The organism is Zunongwangia pacifica (assembly GCF_023499215.1).
In the GTDB taxonomy this organism is placed as follows: Bacteria; Bacteroidota; Bacteroidia; order Flavobacteriales; family Flavobacteriaceae; genus Zunongwangia; species Zunongwangia pacifica.
On sequence record NZ_JAKHSK010000020.1, the window covers coordinates 1 to 19607 of the forward strand.

Annotated in this window: 20 protein-coding genes and 1 tRNA gene; 6 read left to right on the top strand and 15 right to left on the bottom strand. The window is 35.4% G+C overall.

The genetic code is table 11. The annotated features are described in order from the left end of the window. Positions 1 to 297: 297 nt before the first annotated feature. The gene (locus L1967_RS13765; protein ID WP_249602083.1) at positions 298 to 720 is read right to left on the bottom strand and encodes a MarR family winged helix-turn-helix transcriptional regulator; all 423 of its coding nucleotides are present in this window, start codon (positions 718 to 720) and stop codon (positions 298 to 300) included. Between the two features lie 48 nt (positions 721 to 768). Here L1967_RS13765 and L1967_RS13770 point away from each other — a divergent pair, with 48 nt between their 5' ends. Beyond that, positions 769 to 3018 carry an ATP-binding cassette domain-containing protein gene (locus L1967_RS13770; RefSeq protein ID WP_249602084.1) on the top strand — a complete coding sequence of 750 codons (2250 nt, stop codon included), beginning with the start codon at positions 769 to 771 and terminating at the stop codon, positions 3016 to 3018. Positions 3019 to 3320: 302 nt separating this feature from the next. Here the strand turns inward: L1967_RS13770 and L1967_RS13775 are convergent, their stop codons facing one another. The 8 genes from L1967_RS13775 to L1967_RS13810 form a co-directional block, all read right to left on the bottom strand. Beyond that, complete coding sequence (locus L1967_RS13775) at positions 3321 to 4241, bottom strand: helix-turn-helix domain-containing protein (RefSeq protein ID WP_249602085.1); 921 nt, start codon at positions 4239 to 4241, stop codon at positions 3321 to 3323. A 31-nt stretch (positions 4242 to 4272) separates the two neighbouring features. Further along, positions 4273 to 5031 (bottom strand): SDR family oxidoreductase, encoded by a 759-nt coding sequence (locus L1967_RS13780; protein WP_249602086.1) that lies wholly within the window; start codon positions 5029 to 5031, stop codon positions 4273 to 4275. Positions 5032 to 5420: 389 nt separating this feature from the next. Further along, positions 5421 to 5726 carry a DUF3817 domain-containing protein gene (locus L1967_RS13785; RefSeq protein WP_249602087.1) on the bottom strand — a complete coding sequence of 102 codons (306 nt, stop codon included), beginning with the start codon at positions 5724 to 5726 and terminating at the stop codon, positions 5421 to 5423. Positions 5727 to 5736: 10 nt separating this feature from the next. Next, positions 5737 to 6201, bottom strand: a complete 465-nt coding sequence (locus L1967_RS13790; RefSeq protein ID WP_249602088.1) for a hypothetical protein — start codon at positions 6199 to 6201, stop codon at positions 5737 to 5739. Positions 6202 to 6253: 52 nt separating this feature from the next. Next, positions 6254 to 6841, bottom strand: a complete 588-nt coding sequence (locus L1967_RS13795; protein ID WP_249602089.1) for a TetR/AcrR family transcriptional regulator — start codon at positions 6839 to 6841, stop codon at positions 6254 to 6256. 852 nt (positions 6842 to 7693) lie between these two features. Beyond that, positions 7694 to 8602 carry a helix-turn-helix domain-containing protein gene (locus tag L1967_RS13800; RefSeq protein ID WP_249602090.1) on the bottom strand — a complete coding sequence of 303 codons (909 nt, stop codon included), beginning with the start codon at positions 8600 to 8602 and terminating at the stop codon, positions 7694 to 7696. A gap of 40 nt (positions 8603 to 8642) precedes the next feature. Next, positions 8643 to 9479, bottom strand: coding sequence for an SDR family NAD(P)-dependent oxidoreductase (locus tag L1967_RS13805; RefSeq protein ID WP_249602091.1), 837 nt, complete (start codon positions 9477 to 9479; stop codon positions 8643 to 8645). A gap of 354 nt (positions 9480 to 9833) precedes the next feature. Continuing rightward, positions 9834 to 9910, bottom strand: a tRNA-Met gene (locus L1967_RS13810). 172 nt (positions 9911 to 10082) lie between these two features. Between L1967_RS13810 and L1967_RS13815 the strand changes: the two genes are divergently transcribed. Continuing rightward, on the top strand, positions 10083 to 10472 hold the full coding sequence (locus tag L1967_RS13815; RefSeq protein WP_013071941.1) for an START-like domain-containing protein: 390 nt from the start codon (positions 10083 to 10085) through the stop codon (positions 10470 to 10472). 53 nt (positions 10473 to 10525) lie between these two features. Continuing rightward, positions 10526 to 11371: an aminotransferase class IV gene (locus tag L1967_RS13820; RefSeq protein ID WP_249602092.1), complete on the top strand. Its 846-nt coding sequence runs from the start codon at positions 10526 to 10528 to the stop codon at positions 11369 to 11371. 39 nt (positions 11372 to 11410) lie between these two features. Here L1967_RS13820 and L1967_RS13825 read toward each other — a convergent pair whose 3' ends face one another. The 5 genes from L1967_RS13825 to L1967_RS13845 all read right to left on the bottom strand — a co-directional run bounded on the left by L1967_RS13825 (position 11411) and on the right by L1967_RS13845 (position 15943). After that, positions 11411 to 11971: a YqgE/AlgH family protein gene (locus tag L1967_RS13825; RefSeq protein ID WP_249602093.1), complete on the bottom strand. Its 561-nt coding sequence runs from the start codon at positions 11969 to 11971 to the stop codon at positions 11411 to 11413. A gap of 125 nt (positions 11972 to 12096) precedes the next feature. Beyond that, entirely contained in the window at positions 12097 to 12369 is a 273-nt protein-coding gene (locus L1967_RS13830) for an HU family DNA-binding protein (RefSeq protein ID WP_084842084.1), read from the bottom strand. Between the two features lie 184 nt (positions 12370 to 12553). Beyond that, positions 12554 to 13498 carry a methionyl-tRNA formyltransferase gene (gene fmt, locus L1967_RS13835; protein WP_249602094.1) on the bottom strand — a complete coding sequence of 315 codons (945 nt, stop codon included), beginning with the start codon at positions 13496 to 13498 and terminating at the stop codon, positions 12554 to 12556. A gap of 1 nt (position 13499) precedes the next feature. Continuing rightward, positions 13500 to 15401 (bottom strand): RecQ family ATP-dependent DNA helicase, encoded by a 1902-nt coding sequence (locus L1967_RS13840; protein WP_249602095.1) that lies wholly within the window; start codon positions 15399 to 15401, stop codon positions 13500 to 13502. Between the two features lie 2 nt (positions 15402 to 15403). Next, positions 15404 to 15943 carry an AAA family ATPase gene (locus tag L1967_RS13845; protein WP_249602096.1) on the bottom strand — a complete coding sequence of 180 codons (540 nt, stop codon included), beginning with the start codon at positions 15941 to 15943 and terminating at the stop codon, positions 15404 to 15406. An 87-nt stretch (positions 15944 to 16030) separates the two neighbouring features. On the opposite strand from L1967_RS13845, the gene L1967_RS13850 reads away from it, so the two are divergent. The 3 genes from L1967_RS13850 (at position 16031) to murA (ending at position 18532) form a co-directional block, all read left to right on the top strand. Beyond that, positions 16031 to 16324: a DUF493 family protein gene (locus L1967_RS13850; protein ID WP_249602097.1), complete on the top strand. Its 294-nt coding sequence runs from the start codon at positions 16031 to 16033 to the stop codon at positions 16322 to 16324. Positions 16325 to 16567: 243 nt separating this feature from the next. Further along, complete coding sequence (locus L1967_RS13855) at positions 16568 to 17203, top strand: DUF4290 domain-containing protein (protein WP_249602098.1); 636 nt, start codon at positions 16568 to 16570, stop codon at positions 17201 to 17203. Positions 17204 to 17218: 15 nt separating this feature from the next. Continuing rightward, positions 17219 to 18532 carry a UDP-N-acetylglucosamine 1-carboxyvinyltransferase gene (gene murA / locus L1967_RS13860; RefSeq protein WP_249602099.1) on the top strand — a complete coding sequence of 438 codons (1314 nt, stop codon included), beginning with the start codon at positions 17219 to 17221 and terminating at the stop codon, positions 18530 to 18532. Between the two features lie 351 nt (positions 18533 to 18883). Here murA and L1967_RS13865 read toward each other — a convergent pair whose 3' ends face one another. After that, a complete protein-coding gene (locus L1967_RS13865; protein WP_249602100.1) occupies positions 18884 to 19603 on the bottom strand; it encodes a DUF4198 domain-containing protein in 720 nt (239 codons plus the stop codon). Positions 19604 to 19607 lie beyond the last annotated feature (4 nt).

Here is a 19607-nt window from a genome sequence, read left to right on the forward strand (position 1 = left end):
CTTCTCCTGATTTGAACTGCTTTAAAAATTCGTCATCGAATAGATCTTCTTTTTTCATTGTTGTGTAAATATTAGCGCCTGAATTTCTCAGGCAAGGTTAAAAAAATATCGGGGTTTGCAACCCCCGATATTTTCTAATTACACAGTTTTTGAGTCAGTCCCGAAACAAGAATTCTATCTACTTACTAATGTAGCATAGATCTTAAAAATACCCCACTTTTTGTTGCGATTCCATATTTCTTTAGAACATTGTGTTCAGTGATTAACTTAAATCTTAAAATCATTGATTATTTGTTTCTACTTCATTACCTCTGCCAACACTTTATGAAGCAATTCCGTTAGATTTTTTAAATCATCTTTCGTTAAGGTTTTAGAAGCTTTTTTCGCTATGGTCTCCCTGAAATTCTCAGAATTATCGATAACGAATTTACCTTTATCTGTTACACTCAAATTGAAAATCCTACGGTCGAGTGATGACTGTTGCTGTTCAATGAAACTATTCTCAATCAAAAATTTGAGCTGTTTGGAAATAGCAGGTGGACTTATATTAAACGCTTTAGCAATCTCCTTTAAGATACATTTATCATTGCGGTAAATGTATTCGATAATGTTATAGTGAGTTGCTGTAACTCCATTGATGTCGCTCCTATTCATATTCGCCAAGATGAAGCATTGCAAATCTGTAAACACTTCATAAAATTTCCTTTCAGCTCTGTTCATCGTATAAAAAATAGTTAACTTTGTTAATTATTAACAAAGTTAATAAATATGCAATATATTAACCTCGTAAATGCACGACAAAATAATCTGAAGAGTATTTCTGTACAGATACCTAAGAATAAGATTACTGTTTTTACAGGTGTTTCAGGTTCGGGTAAATCGTCTTTAGTATTTGAAACGATAGGAGCTGAGGCACAAAGGCAGTTCAACGAAACACAGGGCAGTTTTATCAGAAATCGCCTGCAACATATTGGTATTCCCGATGTGGATAAAATAGACAATCTTAATGTCCCTATTATTATCAATCAAAAAAGATTAGAAGGAAATGCAAGGTCAACCGTTGGGACTGCCACCGATGTTTATGCTTCTTTGAGATTGCTTTTTTCCCGAATGGGAAAGCCGTTTGTGGGATATTCCAATGCTTTTTCATTCAATAATCCTCTGGGAATGTGCAAGGAGTGTGAAGGGCTTGGCATTGTGCAGACCATAAATATAGATGCCCTGATAGATAAAGAAAAGTCTTTGAACGAGGGTGCAATACAATTTCCTACTTTTCAGCCTGACGGTTGGCGTTTAACACGATACACATTCTCAGGTTATTTTGATAATACTAAAAAACTAAAAGATTATACTACGGAAGAATGGGATATGCTTTTGAATGCTACGGAACACAAACCGAAAAACCCCGATAAAGAATGGGGAAAAACGGTAAAATATGAGGGTATAATTCCCCGAATTGAAAAAGCATTCCTAAAGAAGCAGTCTAAAGAAATCATTACCCGAAAAAAGGCTTTGAAAAATATTATCATTACCAAACCTTGTTCTTTGTGCAACGGTAAAAGATTGAACCATAAGATTTTGTCTTGCAAAATAAACGGCAAAAACATAGCTGACTGTACAGCTCTTTCGATAGATGAACTTTTGGAATTTGTTTATTCTTTACAATCCAAAACTTTTGATGTAATTCTTACTGAACTGAAAAAGAAACTTCAAAATATCGTAAACATAGGTTTGCAATATTTGACATTGGGAAGAAGAACAGACACCTTATCGGGCGGGGAAAGCCAAAGAATAAAAATGGTAAGAAACCTTGGCAACAATCTTATGGATTTACTCTATATTTTTGACGAGCCAAGCATAGGACTTCATCCAAAAGATTTGCAAAACATCTCTACAATCATTAAACAAATACGCGACAAAGGCAATACGGTTTTAATTGTTGAACACGACCCTGATTTAATAAAAATTGCTGATTGGGTTATTGATATGGGATTACAATCAGGAAAGAATGGTGGAGAAATTATTTACGAAGGAACGTTTGAGGGACTGAAAAGGTCGAAAGGAAAAACAGGTATGTACTTTACAAAAACACCTAAAATTAATGGCAATCCAAGGTCTGCAAAAGGATATTTAGAAATCAGGAATGCCAAACTGTATAATCTTAAAAATGTCAATGTAAACATTCCTAAAAACGTGATGACGGTAATTACAGGAGTTGCAGGTTCGGGTAAGAGTACGCTGATTAACAAAGTTCTACCTGAATTTTATCCCGAGGTGACCATTATTGACCAATCGTTATTTGCCACAGGTGTACGCTCCAATTTGCTGACCTATCTAAACTTATCTGATGCCATAAGAAAACAGTTTTCAAACGCAAATGAAGTATCCGATAAACTTTTTAGCAGAAATAGCAAAGGAGCTTGTGAAAATTGTAAAGGTATAGGTGTGGAAAAAATTGATTTGGCATTTATGGATGATATTGAACAAACCTGCGAAGTTTGCGGTGGTTCTGGTTTTAAGCCACAGGTTTTAAAATATCATTACAACCAGAAAAATATTGTTGAGGTAATGGATATGACCGTAGAAGAAGCCTTTGATTTTTTTCCGGACAAACTCTATCGTAAATCTTTTGATATGTTACTTAAATTAGGTTTAGGGTATCTTACTTTGGGGCAAAGATTAAACAGTTTTTCGGGTGGGGAAAGACAACGCTTAAAACTGACCAAAGAATTAAAAAATTTCAATAAAATAGTCGTTCTCGATGAGCCCAGCACAGGCTTACATCCAAGCGATACTGAAAAACTATTGTACTTTATAAATGGACTTGTTGACAACAATAATACTTTAATTGTTATAGAGCATAACCTTGACGTAATTGCTCAAGCCGATTGGATTATAGATATTGGGCCCGGAGCTGGTAAATATGGTGGGAATGTCGTTTTTACGGGAACGGTTTCAGATTTGTTGAAAGATAATGTTTCGTTAACGGCAGAATATTTACGGAAACACCTGAATTAGGTAGAATAGTAGTTTTATAAACTTCTTCCTCTCTTCTTGAACTTCCAACAATACTATAACCGGCGTGGAACTGGAAGCTTTAAAAAAGGTAATTCCTAAAATTAGGATGTACATTCTGATTTCTAATTTTAATAATCCCTTGGAGAGTTATATGCCTGAGACACATAAAAAGGAAGTGGTTTTTATGCTAGCCAAGTATGGAATTCCTTTAATAGAATATGATTTGTATGAAAATGTTACTGATTTTGTCGAAAGTTGTTGATTACATACTCATAGACAATGAGATGACCAAAGTGAGGTCATTACAAATTATAAGATTGGCGATATTCCACAGGGCTTTGATGGGTTTTCTGTTTGAATAAACGGCTGAAGGATTGTGGATGCTCAAAACCTAATTCATAAGCAATCTCACTGACGGTTGAATTGGTACTGGAGAGTTTCTCTTTGGCGATTTCTATCAGTTTATGATGGATATGATGTTGGGCACTTTGCCCCGTAACAGCCCGTAGCATATCACTCAAATAACCGGATGATAAATTTAATCGTTCTGCCATAAGTTGAACGGTGGGCATTCCGTGAAGTAGTAATTGTTTCTCTTGGAAATCTCTTTCCAAAAAGGCTTCAAATTTTTCTAACACGTCATTGTTTACCACTTTTCGGGTAATGAATTGACGCTTGTAAAAACGATTGCTGTAATTCAATAAAGTTTCTATTTGAGAGATAATGACATCTTGACTAAAATCATCAATTCTATTTTGCAATTCTTTTTCGATATTTTGAAAAATGGGAATAATAATTTCCTTTTCTTCCGTGGACAAGTGCAGGGCTTCGTTGGTAGTATAGGAGAAAAAACCAAATTGCTTTATCTTTTTCGCCAAGGGATAGGTCAACAAAAAATCAGGATGTACAATAAGCGTGTAACCAGAAAAATCTCCATTGCTGTCGCCATTTTCAGTGACTTGGTTAGGAGCTACAAAAAACATTCCACCATCTTCAAAATCGTAATAATGCTGCCCATATTTAAGCTTTCCGTTTAAATTGCTTTTGAACGAAATTTTGTAAAAGGCCGAAGTGCGTAAACTTTGTATTTTACCTGCAACCAATTTATTATGTTCATTATTTATCAAACTAACCAACGGCTGTTGAGGATTGGGAAGTCCTAACAACCGATGTAATTCAAAGAGAGAATTGTAATGATATGGAAGACTTTTATCCTTTTTCATCTAGTAAATTTAATGAATTATATCACCAAAATTACCAGGGAATTTCTCCGGTTTCCGGATTGTTATCTTCGCAGAAAAATTTACCCGTCGGCCCATTATTATCAAGTAAAGTATATTTCAAAATATGTTGTGCCCCGGTTTCTACTGTTGCTGTTCCTAAATGATGATTAAAATCCGTAGCGGTGGAAGGCGGACTTACCGCATTTACTTTGCAATTGGTATCACGCAGTTCAAAAGCTAAAACAATAGTGTACATATTGAGTGCCGCTTTTGACGACTGATAAACCGCTCCTTTGTACTGATAGTATTTGTAGCTTGGGTCGCTATGCAACGTCAAAGAACCTTGACTGGAACTTACATTGGTAATACGTGGTTCCGGAGATTTTTTTAACAAATCGATAAACGCTTGTGTAGTTCGAATAACTCCATAAACATTAACATCAAAAACTTCTTTAAACTTTTCTACCCCTGTTCCGGTTGCCGTGTGCATAATGGGTTTTTCTTCTACAAATTCAATTCCGTTGATTCCGGCATTATTAATGAGAATATCCAAAACATCTGTTTTTTTTCCGACTTCAGTACGGGCATTTTCAACCGATTCCTGACTGGTAACATCTAATTGGATGGCTTCCACATTGTCGATTCCCTGTGCTTTCAATTTTTTTACTGCCGCTAATCCGTTTTCCAAATTTCGACTTCCCATATACACATAATAACCCTGTTGCCCCAATTGTTTGGACATTTCAAGGCCTATACCTTTATTGGCTCCTGTAATCAATACTTTTTTCATCTGACATTGTTTTAAATTTTAATATTACAAAGTTCAAAACACGCGATGATAAAGAGTTAACTAAAATGAGTAATTCCGTAACGGAATTACTGTAGTGTTGGAAGTATTACTAATCAATAATCCTTGAGAACCTAATGAAAGATTAAATACCCACAATTGATTTTTAAACATCTTTAAATGTCCTATTCAAAATATAATTAGGATAGGTAAATGCCATACCACTTGTTTAACTTTACGTCAGTAAACTGAATAGTGAAGATGAAAATGTGCGGTTATGGATTTTAGGAAACAAAAGCTTTCCATTGCGGAAGCTAAGGAAATGGTTCAGTACCTGTCCAATGTTAAGGGAAGAAGTAAACAGAAACATAATCTTTTCAGCAAATTATAAATCATTTTTCTAGTTGTGATAATATCTTTTTGTCAATATAAAAGGTACCCAATGGTATAAGACACGCGATTAATACTTTCCAGGTTATTTCTGAGAATTTCCATTTTTGATCTACACCCACACTAAGTGCATTGAATATAAATAGCAAGAATAATGCGCCGTGAATAGGCCCCATTGTTTTTACTAAACCTGGTGAAGCAAATCCATATTTTAAAGGCACCGCTAAAAAAATTAATATTAGTAAGGAAATGCCTTCTAAAAATCCTATAAGACGTAGTCTTCCGATGTTTGATTTTAAAGAAATCATATAAAAAAGTTTAAAAAGGTCTTAATATGGGACGATGGGCCAATGGAGAAAACGGCCAAGGAATGGCTAAAAATATCAGGAGAAGCGCCAGTGAAAAAAATATCAACATAATTTTAAATTTTTCACCACTAACTTCTTTCCTTTTTGCTATTGCCGATCCGATGGTGATAAGCACTATTGATATGAACATTAGAAGTAGGTGAAAAAAACCAAAAAATAAAGCCTCGTTCCATCCTTGGGAAAACTTATAATGGTTAAAAAAATATTTAACCATTGGGCTTTGAGTATACAGCAAGATCCCTATGATTAATTGAGTATGGGATATTGTAGCTGTCCAATGGCGAACAGCATTATCTCTTTTTGTAAAATTGGTTTTTGAATAAAGCCCTTTTACAGCCGCATATATGGCATATAAAAGGCTTACTAAAACGAGCCATCTAAAAATCGAATGGAGGGATAAAAGTATTTGATACATAAATTATATAATTATAAACATACTGAATAGTATGTTTTTGTTGCAAAAAAAATTACGTTAGTGTTTTTAAATAGTTTCTTAATTCTTTAAGATAAATCTTATAAGCATTTGACCCTAATATTTTACCTGTGTTTCTCACTCCGCTATATCCTGAAATAATAAAAGTAGCTACTTGATCAGCCTTCACATCATCTTTTATTGTATTATTAGAAATACTATTTTCAATGCTCACTCCAATGGCTTTTTGCCAACTGATAATTATTTCAGTCAGGGCTTTGTTGAAATTAGGATTTATTGCTGCCATTTCTTCAATTAAGTTAACAGCAGGGCATCCATATTTTACATTAAAAAAGGAATTGTGTATTAAAAGGCCTTCCATTAGTTCATAAAGATCTTTTACTGCATCTTTAGAACTTAAAAGAGGTTTTACCATTGCCTTATTCATTGCTGGAAAAAGAACTTCTTTGATTAGTGCTATCCCCATTTCATCTTTATTTTTAAAGTGATGGTAAAAAGCACCCTTAGTTACCGAAGTACTGGCGATAATCTCATCAACACTGGTCGTTTGATAGCCGTTTCGATAAACCAACTCAAATGCTTTGCTTAAAATATTCAATCTTGTCAGTTGTCCTTTAGACATTTCCTTGTTTTTTAATTAATACAACTCCATACGTAAATAACCGATTTTTTGAAGACTTTCTGAAACTTTCTTCGTAATTGAGGTGTCCTTGCTCTCAATTCTTAGAGATATTGTCGCAGTCTTTGAAGTTCCTTAGCTTGAAATTCAAAATCTTTGTCAGTTCCAAAACCTGAACCGCAAAACACGGTGACTTTATTCATTTTTTACTGATTATTCAGCCTCTCAAATATTGTAAGCGAGTATATAAACTTTGACAAAGTTAATTTATTTTTTTATAACATACTAATTAGTATGTTATTTTTAAATTATATCTGTGATTAAATTTTAATATAAACTTGGATATAAAATAAGAACCTATGCTTTTAAAATAAATTTATGAATTCGTAAAAAAACATATTGAAATTGGTAGATGTACTCTTGAAAATTCTGAGTTGGTAGGTTTAGTAATTCCAATTTAACGATAACGGCTCCAAATACTAGAAAGAGTGAATTGTAACTAACATTGTGGAAGGAAAAATGTTAGCCCACGGGCTTATAAAAACTATCCTAGAATTTCAGAAGTTACTTTCGACTTATTTTCTGAGAAGAACAAAACCAAGTTAAGAGTAACTCAAACAGATTTAGAAAGTTTTCCCAATGATTTACATTTTAGAAGAGAACGATTTGAATGGGGATGGAATAACCTCCTTGAAACAAATATAAAGTGACGCTTCAATAATGAAAGATTAAAAAATGCTTTGCAGGAAACTGACATTTACTATAATCGAATACTATCTAATGGAAATGTTACATATTTTGTCGAAAGTTGTTGATTGGATACTCATAGACAATGAGATGACAAAAGTGAGGTCATTACAAATTATAAGATTGGCGATATTCCAAAGGAGAAAATGTGGTTTTGTTTTTAAATAGTTTATGGAAAGATTGGGGATATTCAAACCCTAATTGGTAGGCTATTTCCGAAACTGTCAGTTCAGAATTAGTTAGTAATTCTTTAGCCTTTTCTATTACTTTTTGCTGTATGTGCTGTTGTGCGCTTTGTCCGGTACTATTCCGCAACATATCACTCAAATAGTTACGTGAAAGGTTCATTCTTTCAGCAAAATAGGAAACATTGGGAATACCGTCTGTCACTGTCAGATTATTGTTGAAATAGGCTCCTAACAAATCTTCAAAAGTAGAAATTAAACTGCTGTTAGCTTGCTTACGGGTTAAAAACTGCCTACGATAAAAACGGTCGCAATAATGCAACAAGAGTTCTATTTGTTTGATAATGATGTCTTGTGAAAAGGTATCGATGGTAGCCTCACTTTCGTTGGAAATATTGGCCAAAAGTTGGTTAATTGTATGCTCCTCTTCTTCGGATAAGTGTAAAGCTTCGTTAACGGAATAGGAGAAAAAACCAAATTGCCGGATTTCTTTAAATATGGAAAAGCCCTGTAAAAAATCAGGGTGGATCACCAGCCAAAGGCCTTCCAGCTCCCAATCGTCCCTGATTTCGGTAATTACAACCTGATGGGGCGCAAAAAAAGTCATTACGCCCTCATCAAAATCATAATGCTGTTGCCCGTAGCGCATTTTAGCCTTAAAGTTCTTTTTTATTGCAATACAGTAAAAACCATAAGTAACTGCCTCCAGTTTTTCATCATCAAAACATTTGATGGTCGAAAAGTCAATAACACTAATCAAAGGATGCTTTGGTTTTGGCAACTCCAGTAATTGGTGTAATTCTCTAATGGATTGTATGGTATAAGGTTTCATTTCACTGCAAATTTAAAAAGACTTTTCTTCTTCCTTAAAGTTAATCAAAATCGGTTGATAACGTCAGTGATTTCCATTGTTCAAATTCGGCGTTTTCTTCTTTTCGCTTTTGCCTTACCAATTCATAGGTGTCCGGTCCCAACAATAAGTGAAGCGGCGGTTGTGTCATTTCTGTAATGCGTACTAAAATGTTAACCAATTTTTCAGGGTCTCCCTGTTGCTGTCCACTATATTGATTCCACATTTTTTCTGCTTCATCTACACCATACACTTCAATACGGTTCTTAACATAGTTGATGGAATTCATAAATTCAGTCCTGAATTGTCCCGGAGCCACCACCGTAACCTTAATTCCAAAATCTTTTACTTCCTGCGCTAGTGCTTCCGAAAGTCCGATGACACCAAACTTAGCTGCATTATAACTGGCTGCTTTTCCAAAGCCCACATACCCCGCATTAGAAGAAATATTAATGATATGCCCGCTTTGTTGCTTGCGCAAATGAGGCATCACATTTCGAATAACATTAACCGTTCCGAAAAGATTCACATCCATAGTTGCCCGAAACTCTGCATCGGTCATTTCTTCCATACTTCCCACAAGGCTATAACCGGCATTATTGACTATCACATCAATACGGCCCAGTTTTTCGATACTTTCATCTATAGCTTGCTTTACCGCTGTATCCGAAGTAATATCTAGTTCTATCGGGAAAAGATTTTCTTTAAAAGAAGTGATTTCTTTTTTAAGAACATCGGTAGTTCTGCTGGTGGCTATCACCTTATGTCCTTGTGAAAGTAGGAGTTTGGTTAAATGAAGCCCAAGGCCTTTGGAAGTTCCTGTGATCAACCATACTTTTTGATTTTCTGTACTCATCATAATTTATTTTTAATTTATGAATACAAAGTTGTGTAGGTTTAGTAGAAATACAGTATTCTTATTACTGGGGTTAGTATCCAGATTACAGATTGTATTTAATATTCTTAATCGAGGTATCATCATGCCATTCAAAATATAGAGAGGATGGGTAGAAGCCATACCACTTGTTTAACTTTACGTCAATAAATTGAATAGTGAAGATGAAAATGTGCGGTTATGGATTTCAGGAAACAAAAACTTTCTATTACAGAAGCTAAGGAAATGGATATGGTTCAAATACGTAAAATTATGTACTTATTCTGTACTAGGTGTAAAAAGAAAAAGCTTCACATCTCTGTGAAGCCTTAATTTTCCTGGTAGCGAGACCGAGATTTGAACTCGGGACCTCCGGGTTATGAATCCGACGCTCTAACCAACTGAGCTATCTCGCCAAATTGTGCAGTATCACTGCTGTTACAAAATATTTGCGCTGTATTGCAAATGCGGGTGCAAATATAGCAACAATTTAAAATGCCACAAATAATTTTTTCAAAAATATTTAAAATGTTTTCTTTTAATGTTTCCAATTAATATATATATTGCTCGAAACTAATAAATCAAGAAATGGAAGATAAGATAAAGTACGAAATGGAATTTCCAATTCACGCTTCTCCTTCATTATTATATCAATACATATCTACACCCTCTGGATTAAGCGAGTGGTATGCCGATAATGTGAATTCACGTGGAGAGTTATTTACTTTTATCTGGGAAGGTAGCGAAGAGCAGGCAAAGCTTGTGAGCAAAAAAAGTGATGAGCGTGTAAAATTTAGATGGGCAGAAGAAGAAGGCACACCATATTATTTTGAAATTCGGATTCAGGTAGATGATATCACAAAAGATGTTTCTATAATGATTACCGATTTTGCTGAAGATGAAGACGAAGTAGAAGAAGGTAAAATGCTTTGGGAAAATATGATTTCAGATCTAAAACAGGTATTGGGATCGGTTTAATATTCGATATTTAAAACTTACCTTTGCCCCGCTTAATTAATCGGGGCTTTTTTATGATCAATTTTAACGGAAAATTACAGCAAGAAAACGAAGCGAATTTATCGATCACTAATCGTGGATATGCCTATGGGGATTCGGTTTTTGAAACCATACGGGTAATTAATGGAAAGGTGATGTTTTGGGAAGACCATTATTTTAGGTTGATGGCTTCTATGCGTATTATGCGTATGGAAATTCCCCATGAGTTTTCTCCTGAATTTTTAGAAGAGCAGATTATTGATCTTATTAAAGCAAATAAACTTCAGGATAAGACGGTACGGGTTAAATTTTCGGTATTTAGAAAAGAAGGCGGTTTGTACACTCCTGAAGTACGGGATATCGAATATTTTATACTAACTTCAGAAATTCAGCATTCTTTTTACACACTTAATGAAGGTTTTTATGAAGTTGAACTTTTTAAAGATCACTATATTAATTCTGGTTTGCTTTCAACAATAAAAACCAATAATAAAGCAGTAAATGTGCTTGGTGGTATTTTTGCGAAAGAAAATAATTATCACAACTGTTTATTGGTTAATGAAAAAAAATCTGTTGTAGAAGCACTAAATGGAAACCTGTTTGTTGTAAAGGGAGATAAGATTAAAACGCCACCACTTACCGATGGTGCTTTAAATGGGATTACAAGAAAGCAGTTAATGAATGTGATTAAAAAGCTACAAGAGTATAAATTTGAAGAAGCATCGATTTCACCATTCGAATTACAAAAAGCAGATGAACTTTTTATCACCAATGTCATCGTTGGGATACAGCCAATATCAAAATATCGTAAAAAAGAATATACCAATACGGTGGCTAAAGACCTGTTAGCCAAACTAAATGCCAAGGCAAGATTAGGTTAAAGTAGTGGTTAGGCTAGGAGAAAGAAGGATTTTAATTTTTTAATTATAACTAGGATTTTCGGGTGCGTTAGACCATAAAACATATTCGCCACCCAATTGCATCATCTGATCTTTCCAGAAAGAATCATAGGGACGTTCGATAATACTTTTTTGATCTTCGTTAGTGACCACGATCCATGAATTTGAATCTAATTCATTATTCAGTTGTTCAGCATCCCAGCCAGAATATCCCAGGAAAAACCGTATCTGATTTTCATCGATCATATTCTGGGAAATAAGCGTGGTTACCGCATCAAAATTTCCTCCCCAGTAAATACCGTCTGCGATTTCTACACTATCGGGAATCAAATCTGGGATTCGATGGATAAAGTAAAGGTTATCCTGCTCTACAGGACCTCCATTATAAATCTGGAAATCAACATTTAAGCCGGGAATTAAATCTTTAAGGGTAAAATCAAGCACCTTGTTTAAGATAAATCCAACAGACCCACGCTCAGAGTGCTCGGCCAGAAGCACCACAGATCTGTTAAAGGAAATGTCTCCAATAATTGAAGGTTCTGCGATTAAAAGGTGGCCTTTAGAGGGTTTAAGTGCAATCATAGGCATACTTTTTAACTAATCTAACTAATTATTCCTAACCTTACAATAAATATTAAAAAAATATGTATAAAAAAAGCTTTCCTTGTAGGAAAGCTTTAATACTTTAACTAAAATAGTGATAATTATTAGTTTACAGCTTTTTGTAAGTCTGCACCTGCTTTAAACTTCACTACATTTTTAGCCGCGATCTTAATAGTTTTTCCAGTTTGTGGGTTTCTACCTTCACGTGCTGCTCTTTTAGACACAGACCAAGAACCAAATCCTACAAGAGAAACTCTGTCTCCTTTTTTAAGAGAACTCTCAATTCCTCCTAAAAATGATTCTAATGCTTTTTTAGCTGCAGCTTTAGAAATACCTGCATCTTCAGCCATTGCGTCGATTAAATCTGTTTTGTTCATAATTTGAATTTAAATAATTGTTGGTTAAACATTCTGTTCAATTGCTCTTACAAATTTATATGGATTTATTGCCTATGCAAGTAATAGCAAGGGAAAACGGTTTGTTTGTTGATAACTTTATCAAAATGTTAATAATTGACGGCTAAATTTATTGATTTTTTATGATTTCAGTATTTGTAAGGGTTTAAAGCATGCAAGCATTGCTTTCTATCGTTAAACCGTTTAATAATTCTTTTACCTGCATTTTACGTTTCCCGGGAAGTTGAATTTCATTGATAAGAATGTACCCGTCTTTAGTCGCTACTTTAAGTTGATGATTTTCAATGGTTAGCTGCCCGGCCTCCTCTTTATGTGCTTTTAAAATCATTTCGCTGTCAAAAATTTTAACGTTCATTTTCTCTCCATTTTCAAAAAAGCACCATGCCGCCGGGTAAGGATTTAATCCGCGTATCAGATTATAAATAGTACTGGTACTTTTTGCCCAGTCGATTTTGGTGTTTTCACGGGTTAATTTAGGAGCAGGCTTAGGGTCTTCTTCTTTGTTTTGAGGGATTGTTTTAACTTCGCCACTTTCGATGTGTTTAAGAGTGTCTACGATTAGTTCTCCTCCAAGTTTCATTAAACGATCGTGAACCGACCCTACATTTTCTGTGGCTTCAATTTCGATTTCCTTAGACAGAATGATATTGCCGGTATCGATTTTGTCATCGATAAAAAAAGTAGTTGCTCCCGTGGTTTTTTCACCGTTAATTACAGCCCAGTTAATGGGTGCTGCGCCACGATATTCTGGTAAGACAGAGGCGTGTAAATTAAAGGTGCCGTATGCCGGAAATTTCCACACCTTGGCAGGTAACATTCTAAAAGCCACAACTACCTGCAGGTTGGGGTTCAATTCTTTAAGCTGATTTTCGAATTCTTCAGATTTTAGGTTGGTGGGCTGTAAAACAGGGAATCCTTTGGTTAGCGCGAATTTTTTTACTGCACTCTGGTTTAATTTTCTTCCGCGACCGGCGGGACGATCTGGAGCCGTTACTACACCCACAACATGATAGCCGGCTTCAATAATTTTTGCGAGACCTTCTACAGCAAAGTCTGGCGTTCCCATAAATAATATTCGTAAATCTTTCATTTTAGTTTGCTTTGTAGGTATTTATCGGTGTTCTTTTTATTCGGTTTTTCTCTAATAAAAGGCGTAATACTTCTAAGATGTGGGCTTCAGCAAAAGGTAATTGTGTAACTAACTCTCTAGAAGATTGCTCAGTATTTTTCAGTATTTTGATAATTTCAAAATAGATGATATTCATCAATTCCCGGGTTAATTTTCCGGTTTGCTTTTTTGTACAAATCGAGCAAAGTCCGCAGTCTGCAATATCCTGTTCTCCAAAATAAGTTAAAAGTTGTTTGCTGCGACAGTTTTCCTGATTATCGATATAGGCTAAAACCTGAGCTATTTTTTCTTTTTTATGCTGAAGGTATTGCTCGATGAATTTGGTATGCGGTATGAGTGTTCGTTCGTCTTCCCTGGGTACCAGAAAAGTGACGGAAGCATCGTGCTGCGCATATTCGAATTCAATAATTTCATCTTTTTCTAATTTCTGAAGGAACTGTAAAGCTTCGGTTTCAGAAATATTTGATTTTTCGGCTAAAGATGACAGGTTTATGGCAGTTAGATTCTCGAAAACGCCCCCATAGGTCCTTAAAATGGTTTTGGTGAATTCTGAAACTTCAGGCTGATTATTTAAGTAGTTATTTAAAGTACCCGGGAAAACTTCAAATTTTACCAAAGTACGTTTATGAAATTCTTCACTTAATTTCAGGATAGAACAGCGTTCTAAAATTTGTAAAGCCGCATAAGCTTTATGGATATTAAAATGGTATTGTTTACAGAATAGGTTAAAATTAAAATTAAAAACTTCCTGTTCACCTTCTCCGTAAGCAATTCTAAAATAAGCGAGCACTTTTTTGTACACTTCCTTAATTTCAGGGATCGAAGGTAATTTTACCAAAAATTGGTTCTCTAAAACCGGAATATCGCTCCTATTGGTGATTACGGTTGCCGCAGCATATTTACCATCACGCCCGGCACGGCCTGCTTCCTGAAAATAGCTCTCTAAATTCTCAGGAAGGTTAAGGTGAATTACATGCCGAACATCTGGTTTATCGATCCCCATCCCAAAAGCGGTAGTGGCCACCATGATCCTAAATTTGTTCTGAAGCCAGTCTTCCAGCTTTTTCTTTTTAGCTGCCTGTTTCATTCCGCCATGAAAAGCTTCAGCTTTGTAGCCTTGTGATTGCAGGTAACCGGCAATTTCAGTCGTGGCATTCCGACTTCTTACATATATAATCGCTGTTTCTTCCGCAGATTTTAAAAGTTTAGCAACTTCATAAAATTTATCTTCAGCATAAATTACATTATAAGCAATATTTGGCCTGTAAAAAGACTTTTTATGTAATCTAAGATGGGGCAACTTTAGCTGTGCTTTAATATCTTCAATAACCTGCGGAGTTGCCGTTGCCGTTAAGGCAATTAAAGGGACTGCTGGTTTTAGCTCATTAAAGATATGAATATTGCGATAGGCCGGTCTAAAGTCGTGTCCCCATTGCGAAATACAATGGGCTTCGTCTACAGCAATCAAATTTACATTCATTAACCTGATGCGTTCCTGTACCAGTTCCATTTGAAGCCTTTCAGGAGAGAGGTATAGAAATTTATAATTTCCGTAGATACAATTATCCAGTTTTTTATCAAGATCGACATAAGAAATACCGCCGGTAATACTCATGGCTTTTATACCTTTAGCCTGCAAATTGCTTACCTGGTCTTCCATTAAGGCAATGAGTGGAGAAACCACAATACAAATGCCTTCGCGTAGTAAAGCGGGAACCTGAAAACATATCGATTTGCCTCCTCCTGTAGGAAGTAACGCCAATACGTTTTCACCTTCTAGAACCGAAGCAATGATGGGCCACTGTAAAGGTCTAAATTCTTTGTGACCCCAGTATTTATTTAGTATTTGTACCGCTTCCTGCAATATTATACCTCAATATTTTGTAAAATAAAATTGGTTCTTTCTTCTACAGTTCCGGTAGGGACAATTAAAGGTTGATAACCGTAGTCAATATACGTATTAGAGAGGTATTTGGAGATTTTTTCGGCTTCAGCAAAACTTTCGTAACGTTCGTTATCACTCTGGTAAATTTCTTCCCAGGGCGGTAACATAAAAACCTGTTCATACGTTCGGTTTTTACAGGTCGAAATAAATGGCTCGTCATATTCTGTATTAAAATAATCCATATAGGCCACCACATCGTGCACGCCGCGATCTATAAAGATAATATTTTCTTTCGATTCTTCGGCTTCCATAAACTGTGCATCCCTGCCTTCCAGAAGTTTTTTGCTAAACAGTAATGGCTGTTCTAAAAATAGTTGATCTATACCTTCTTTTTGAGCATCTAATGTTACCTGTCGCGAAATCTCGTGCAGGCAGGTATAGCCACGTTTTTCCAGTTCGAAAATAATCGAAGATTTTCCTGTTCCGGGCCCGCCGGTAATTACAATTTTCTTTGCTTTCACCCTGCAAATTTCGACATTTGATTTTGATTATAAAAATGGTATAAAGCTTGTATCTTTGTATTCTTTAAAATTGAAGAAGAATATAATATGAGTCTATCGAATAATCCCGATGAATTTTACGCAAAACTGAAAACGCAGCTTCAGGACACTGCCATGTGGCCTTCAGAATATCTTTATAAGTTTATTGTCCCCTCTGAAGATGATAAGATAAAAGGTGTAGAAGATATTTTTGATAATATGGGTGCGGTGATTACCACCAAAAAGTCTAAAAAAGGCACTTATACTAGCGTTTCTATAAATGTGAGGATGAAAAATCCAGATGCAGTGATTGAAAAGTATAAAGAAGTAGGCGAAAAGATAGAAGGGGTAATTTCCTTATAAAATGTTATTTTTTTGGGTTTTTACTCGATAATCGAGATGAAATGCTCCAGTCCCGATATGATAGTTTGCTTGTGAATACAGAATCTATCGACAGGATTGGGAATTAAACCTTATGTGAAGGATTAAATTTTTAATTCTTTATTAAAAACCTGTGATCTTTTATACAACTTGGTTAATATTTCTTATTTTGCAGGCAGAATAAACTTCTGCAATTTAATATTACCGAATTTAAATCTAATTTTTTTGACAAACGCATTAGAATATAACTCTGAAAGGAGTACGTTGATAATTCCTGAATATGGCAGGCACCTGCAAAAAATGGTAGAACATGCCGTAAGCATTGAGGATGATGAGGAGCGAAACCGTGTAGCCAAATCTATAATCGCGGTTATGGGAAATATGAACCCGCATTTACGTGATGTACCAGATTTTCAGCATAAACTTTGGGATCAGTTATTTATAATAAGTGATTTTAAACTAGATGTAGATTCCCCTTTTCCTAAACCAAGCAGAGAAAAATTAGAAGAACATCCAGATCCTTTGGATTATCCGCAAAATCATCCAAAATATCGTTTCTACGGAAATAATATTAAACGAATGATCGATGAGGCCAAAAAATATGATGATGGCGAATTTAAAGATGCTTTGGTATTAGCGATTGCCAATCACATGAAGAAATCTTTCTTAAACTGGAATCGTGATGCCGTAGATGATCATGTTATTTTTGAGCATTTAAAAGAGTTAAGTGAAGGCGCTTTAAATCTTAAAAACTCAGATGAAGATCTAAGTGACTCTTCTAACCTTATGCGCGGTAAGAAAAAATATACCAAAACAAATAACCCAAAAAGAACAGGCCGTAAAAGCCGTAAACGTTACTAAAATTTAGCTGATTTCATGGGAACTTTTCAGATTGAAGGAGGGCATCAGCTTCAGGGGAAAATTCAGCCCCAGGGAGCAAAAAACGAAGCCCTGCAGATTCTTTGTGCCGTATTATTAACTTCGGAAGAAGTAATAATCAATAATATTCCAGACATTATAGATGTGAATAAGCTTATTAGTTTATTAGATAATCTTGGTGTTAAAATCCAGAAATTAGGAAAAGGAAGCTATTCGTTTAAAAGTGACGAGCTAAACTTAGATTATCTGCAAAGTGAGCAGTTTAAAAAAGATGGTAGCGGACTGCGTGGTTCTATAATGATTGTCGGGCCACTTTTGGCAAGATTTGGTAAAGGATATATTCCAAAACCGGGTGGTGATAAAATTGGTCGCCGTCGTTTAGATACCCATTTTGAAGGTTTTATTAATCTGGGCGCTAGCTTTAGATATAATAAAGAGGAACGTTTTTATGGTGTAGAAGCGCCAAACGGACTAAAAGGTAAATACATGCTTTTAGAAGAAGCATCGGTTACCGGAACCGCCAATATTGTAATGGCTGCCGTAATGGCTGAAGGGACAACCACGATCTACAATGCTGCCTGTGAGCCTTATTTACAGCAACTTTGTAAGATGCTTAACTCGATGGGAGCAAAGATAAGTGGTGTAGGATCTAACTTACTGGTTATAGAAGGCGTTACAGCATTGAGCGGTTGTGAGCATACCATTTTACCAGATATGATTGAAATAGGATCCTGGATAGGTCTTGCGGCGATGACCAAGAGTGAAATAACCATCACCAATGTGAATTGGGAAATGCTGGGTTTAATTCCTACCACTTTTAAAAAGTTGGGGATTACCATCGAGCGCAGGGGAGACGATATCTTTATACCGGCACATAACGAGGGTTACGAAGTGCAGAGTTTTATAGATGGTTCTATAATGAATATTAGCGATGCGCCATGGCCAGGTTTTACACCAGATTTGCTAAGCATTATTTTGGTAGTTGCCACGCAGGCCAGGGGTAGTGTGCTTATTCATCAAAAAATGTTTGAGAGTCGCTTGTTCTTTGTAGATAAACTTATCGATATGGGGGCTAAGATTATTTTGTGTGATCCGCATAGGGCGACAGTAATTGGTCACGATTTTCATTCGTCTTTAAAGGCTACTACCATGAGTTCTCCAGATATTAGAGCAGGAATTTCTTTGTTAATTGCCGCACTTTCTGCGAAAGGAACTTCTACCATTCACAATATCGAGCAGATCGATAGAGGGTACGAAGATATCGAAGCACGTTTAAAAAGTATAGGAGCTAAAATTGAACGGATTGACTAAAGTCTATCAATTATCATAAAACAAAAAACCTCGAGATTTTATACTCTCGAAGTTTTTTTATTAAAAAATAGGCTGCCCTTTGATAAGAGAACGATAGGTGTGGGATTCTTTGTGAGCAAACAATGTTGAATCCAGATTCGATGTTTTTCACATCTTTTCTTATGTAAGAACAGCCATTTTTACTGGATAATCAAGATGAAATGCTCCGGTCCCGTCCCAATCCCGATGGCTATCGGGACGGGATCGGGAAGCGTCGCAATAAAAATGGTTTCCAAACAAATGCCCGGTGGGCTTGCCTTAAGGTAATTTACTTGGATTTGCTAAATCAAATCTTTTTGAGTTTTATCTTATTTAGTTTGACTGCGGAAAACAATATGTGGCACAGTGCCAGATGAATTCGTAATCTTCACCATTGTAAGTTCCTGGAACATTTTCGTTTTTAGTGGTTTCTATCGTATATTTTGTGTTCCAGGGAAGTTTAAATGAGATTTTACCTTCTGCATCGGTATTTAAAGTTTTAGACCATAAATCTGAAACATAAATTTTTACTTCCTGCTCGCTAATAGCAGCTCCTTTGTAAAATATCTGAAGTATTTTTTCATCATTTCCCGTAGGAATTTCCTTAATGCTTAATCCTTCTTCAGTAATAGTTGAAGCCGTAGGGATATCAGATACATTTACTTTTGCAAAAGACTGGTAGTAGCTTTTAAAAATTCCGAAGTCATATTCGGTAAAATCAACAACATCAATATTATCATTTTTAAGCTGAATGGTATAAGAACCTTCTTGAGTAGGGGTAAAATATCCTAAATAATGATCTTCTTTTTTGTCTAAATCAAGCTTGCTAGAGGTTCCATCGGGGTTAATTATCCAGACTTCAAATTTTGAAACACTTTTAAAGGCATCACCATCGGTTTGTTCGATAATGCCGTAGGTATATTCACCATAATGAATTTTTACTTTCTGTTTTTTATTCAGCTCGCCGTTAGGACTGGTCTCTATCCATAAGTAATGTGCAAACGATGTGCTGTAGCACAATAAGAATAGGAAAATTAGGCTTAGTTTTTTCATGTAA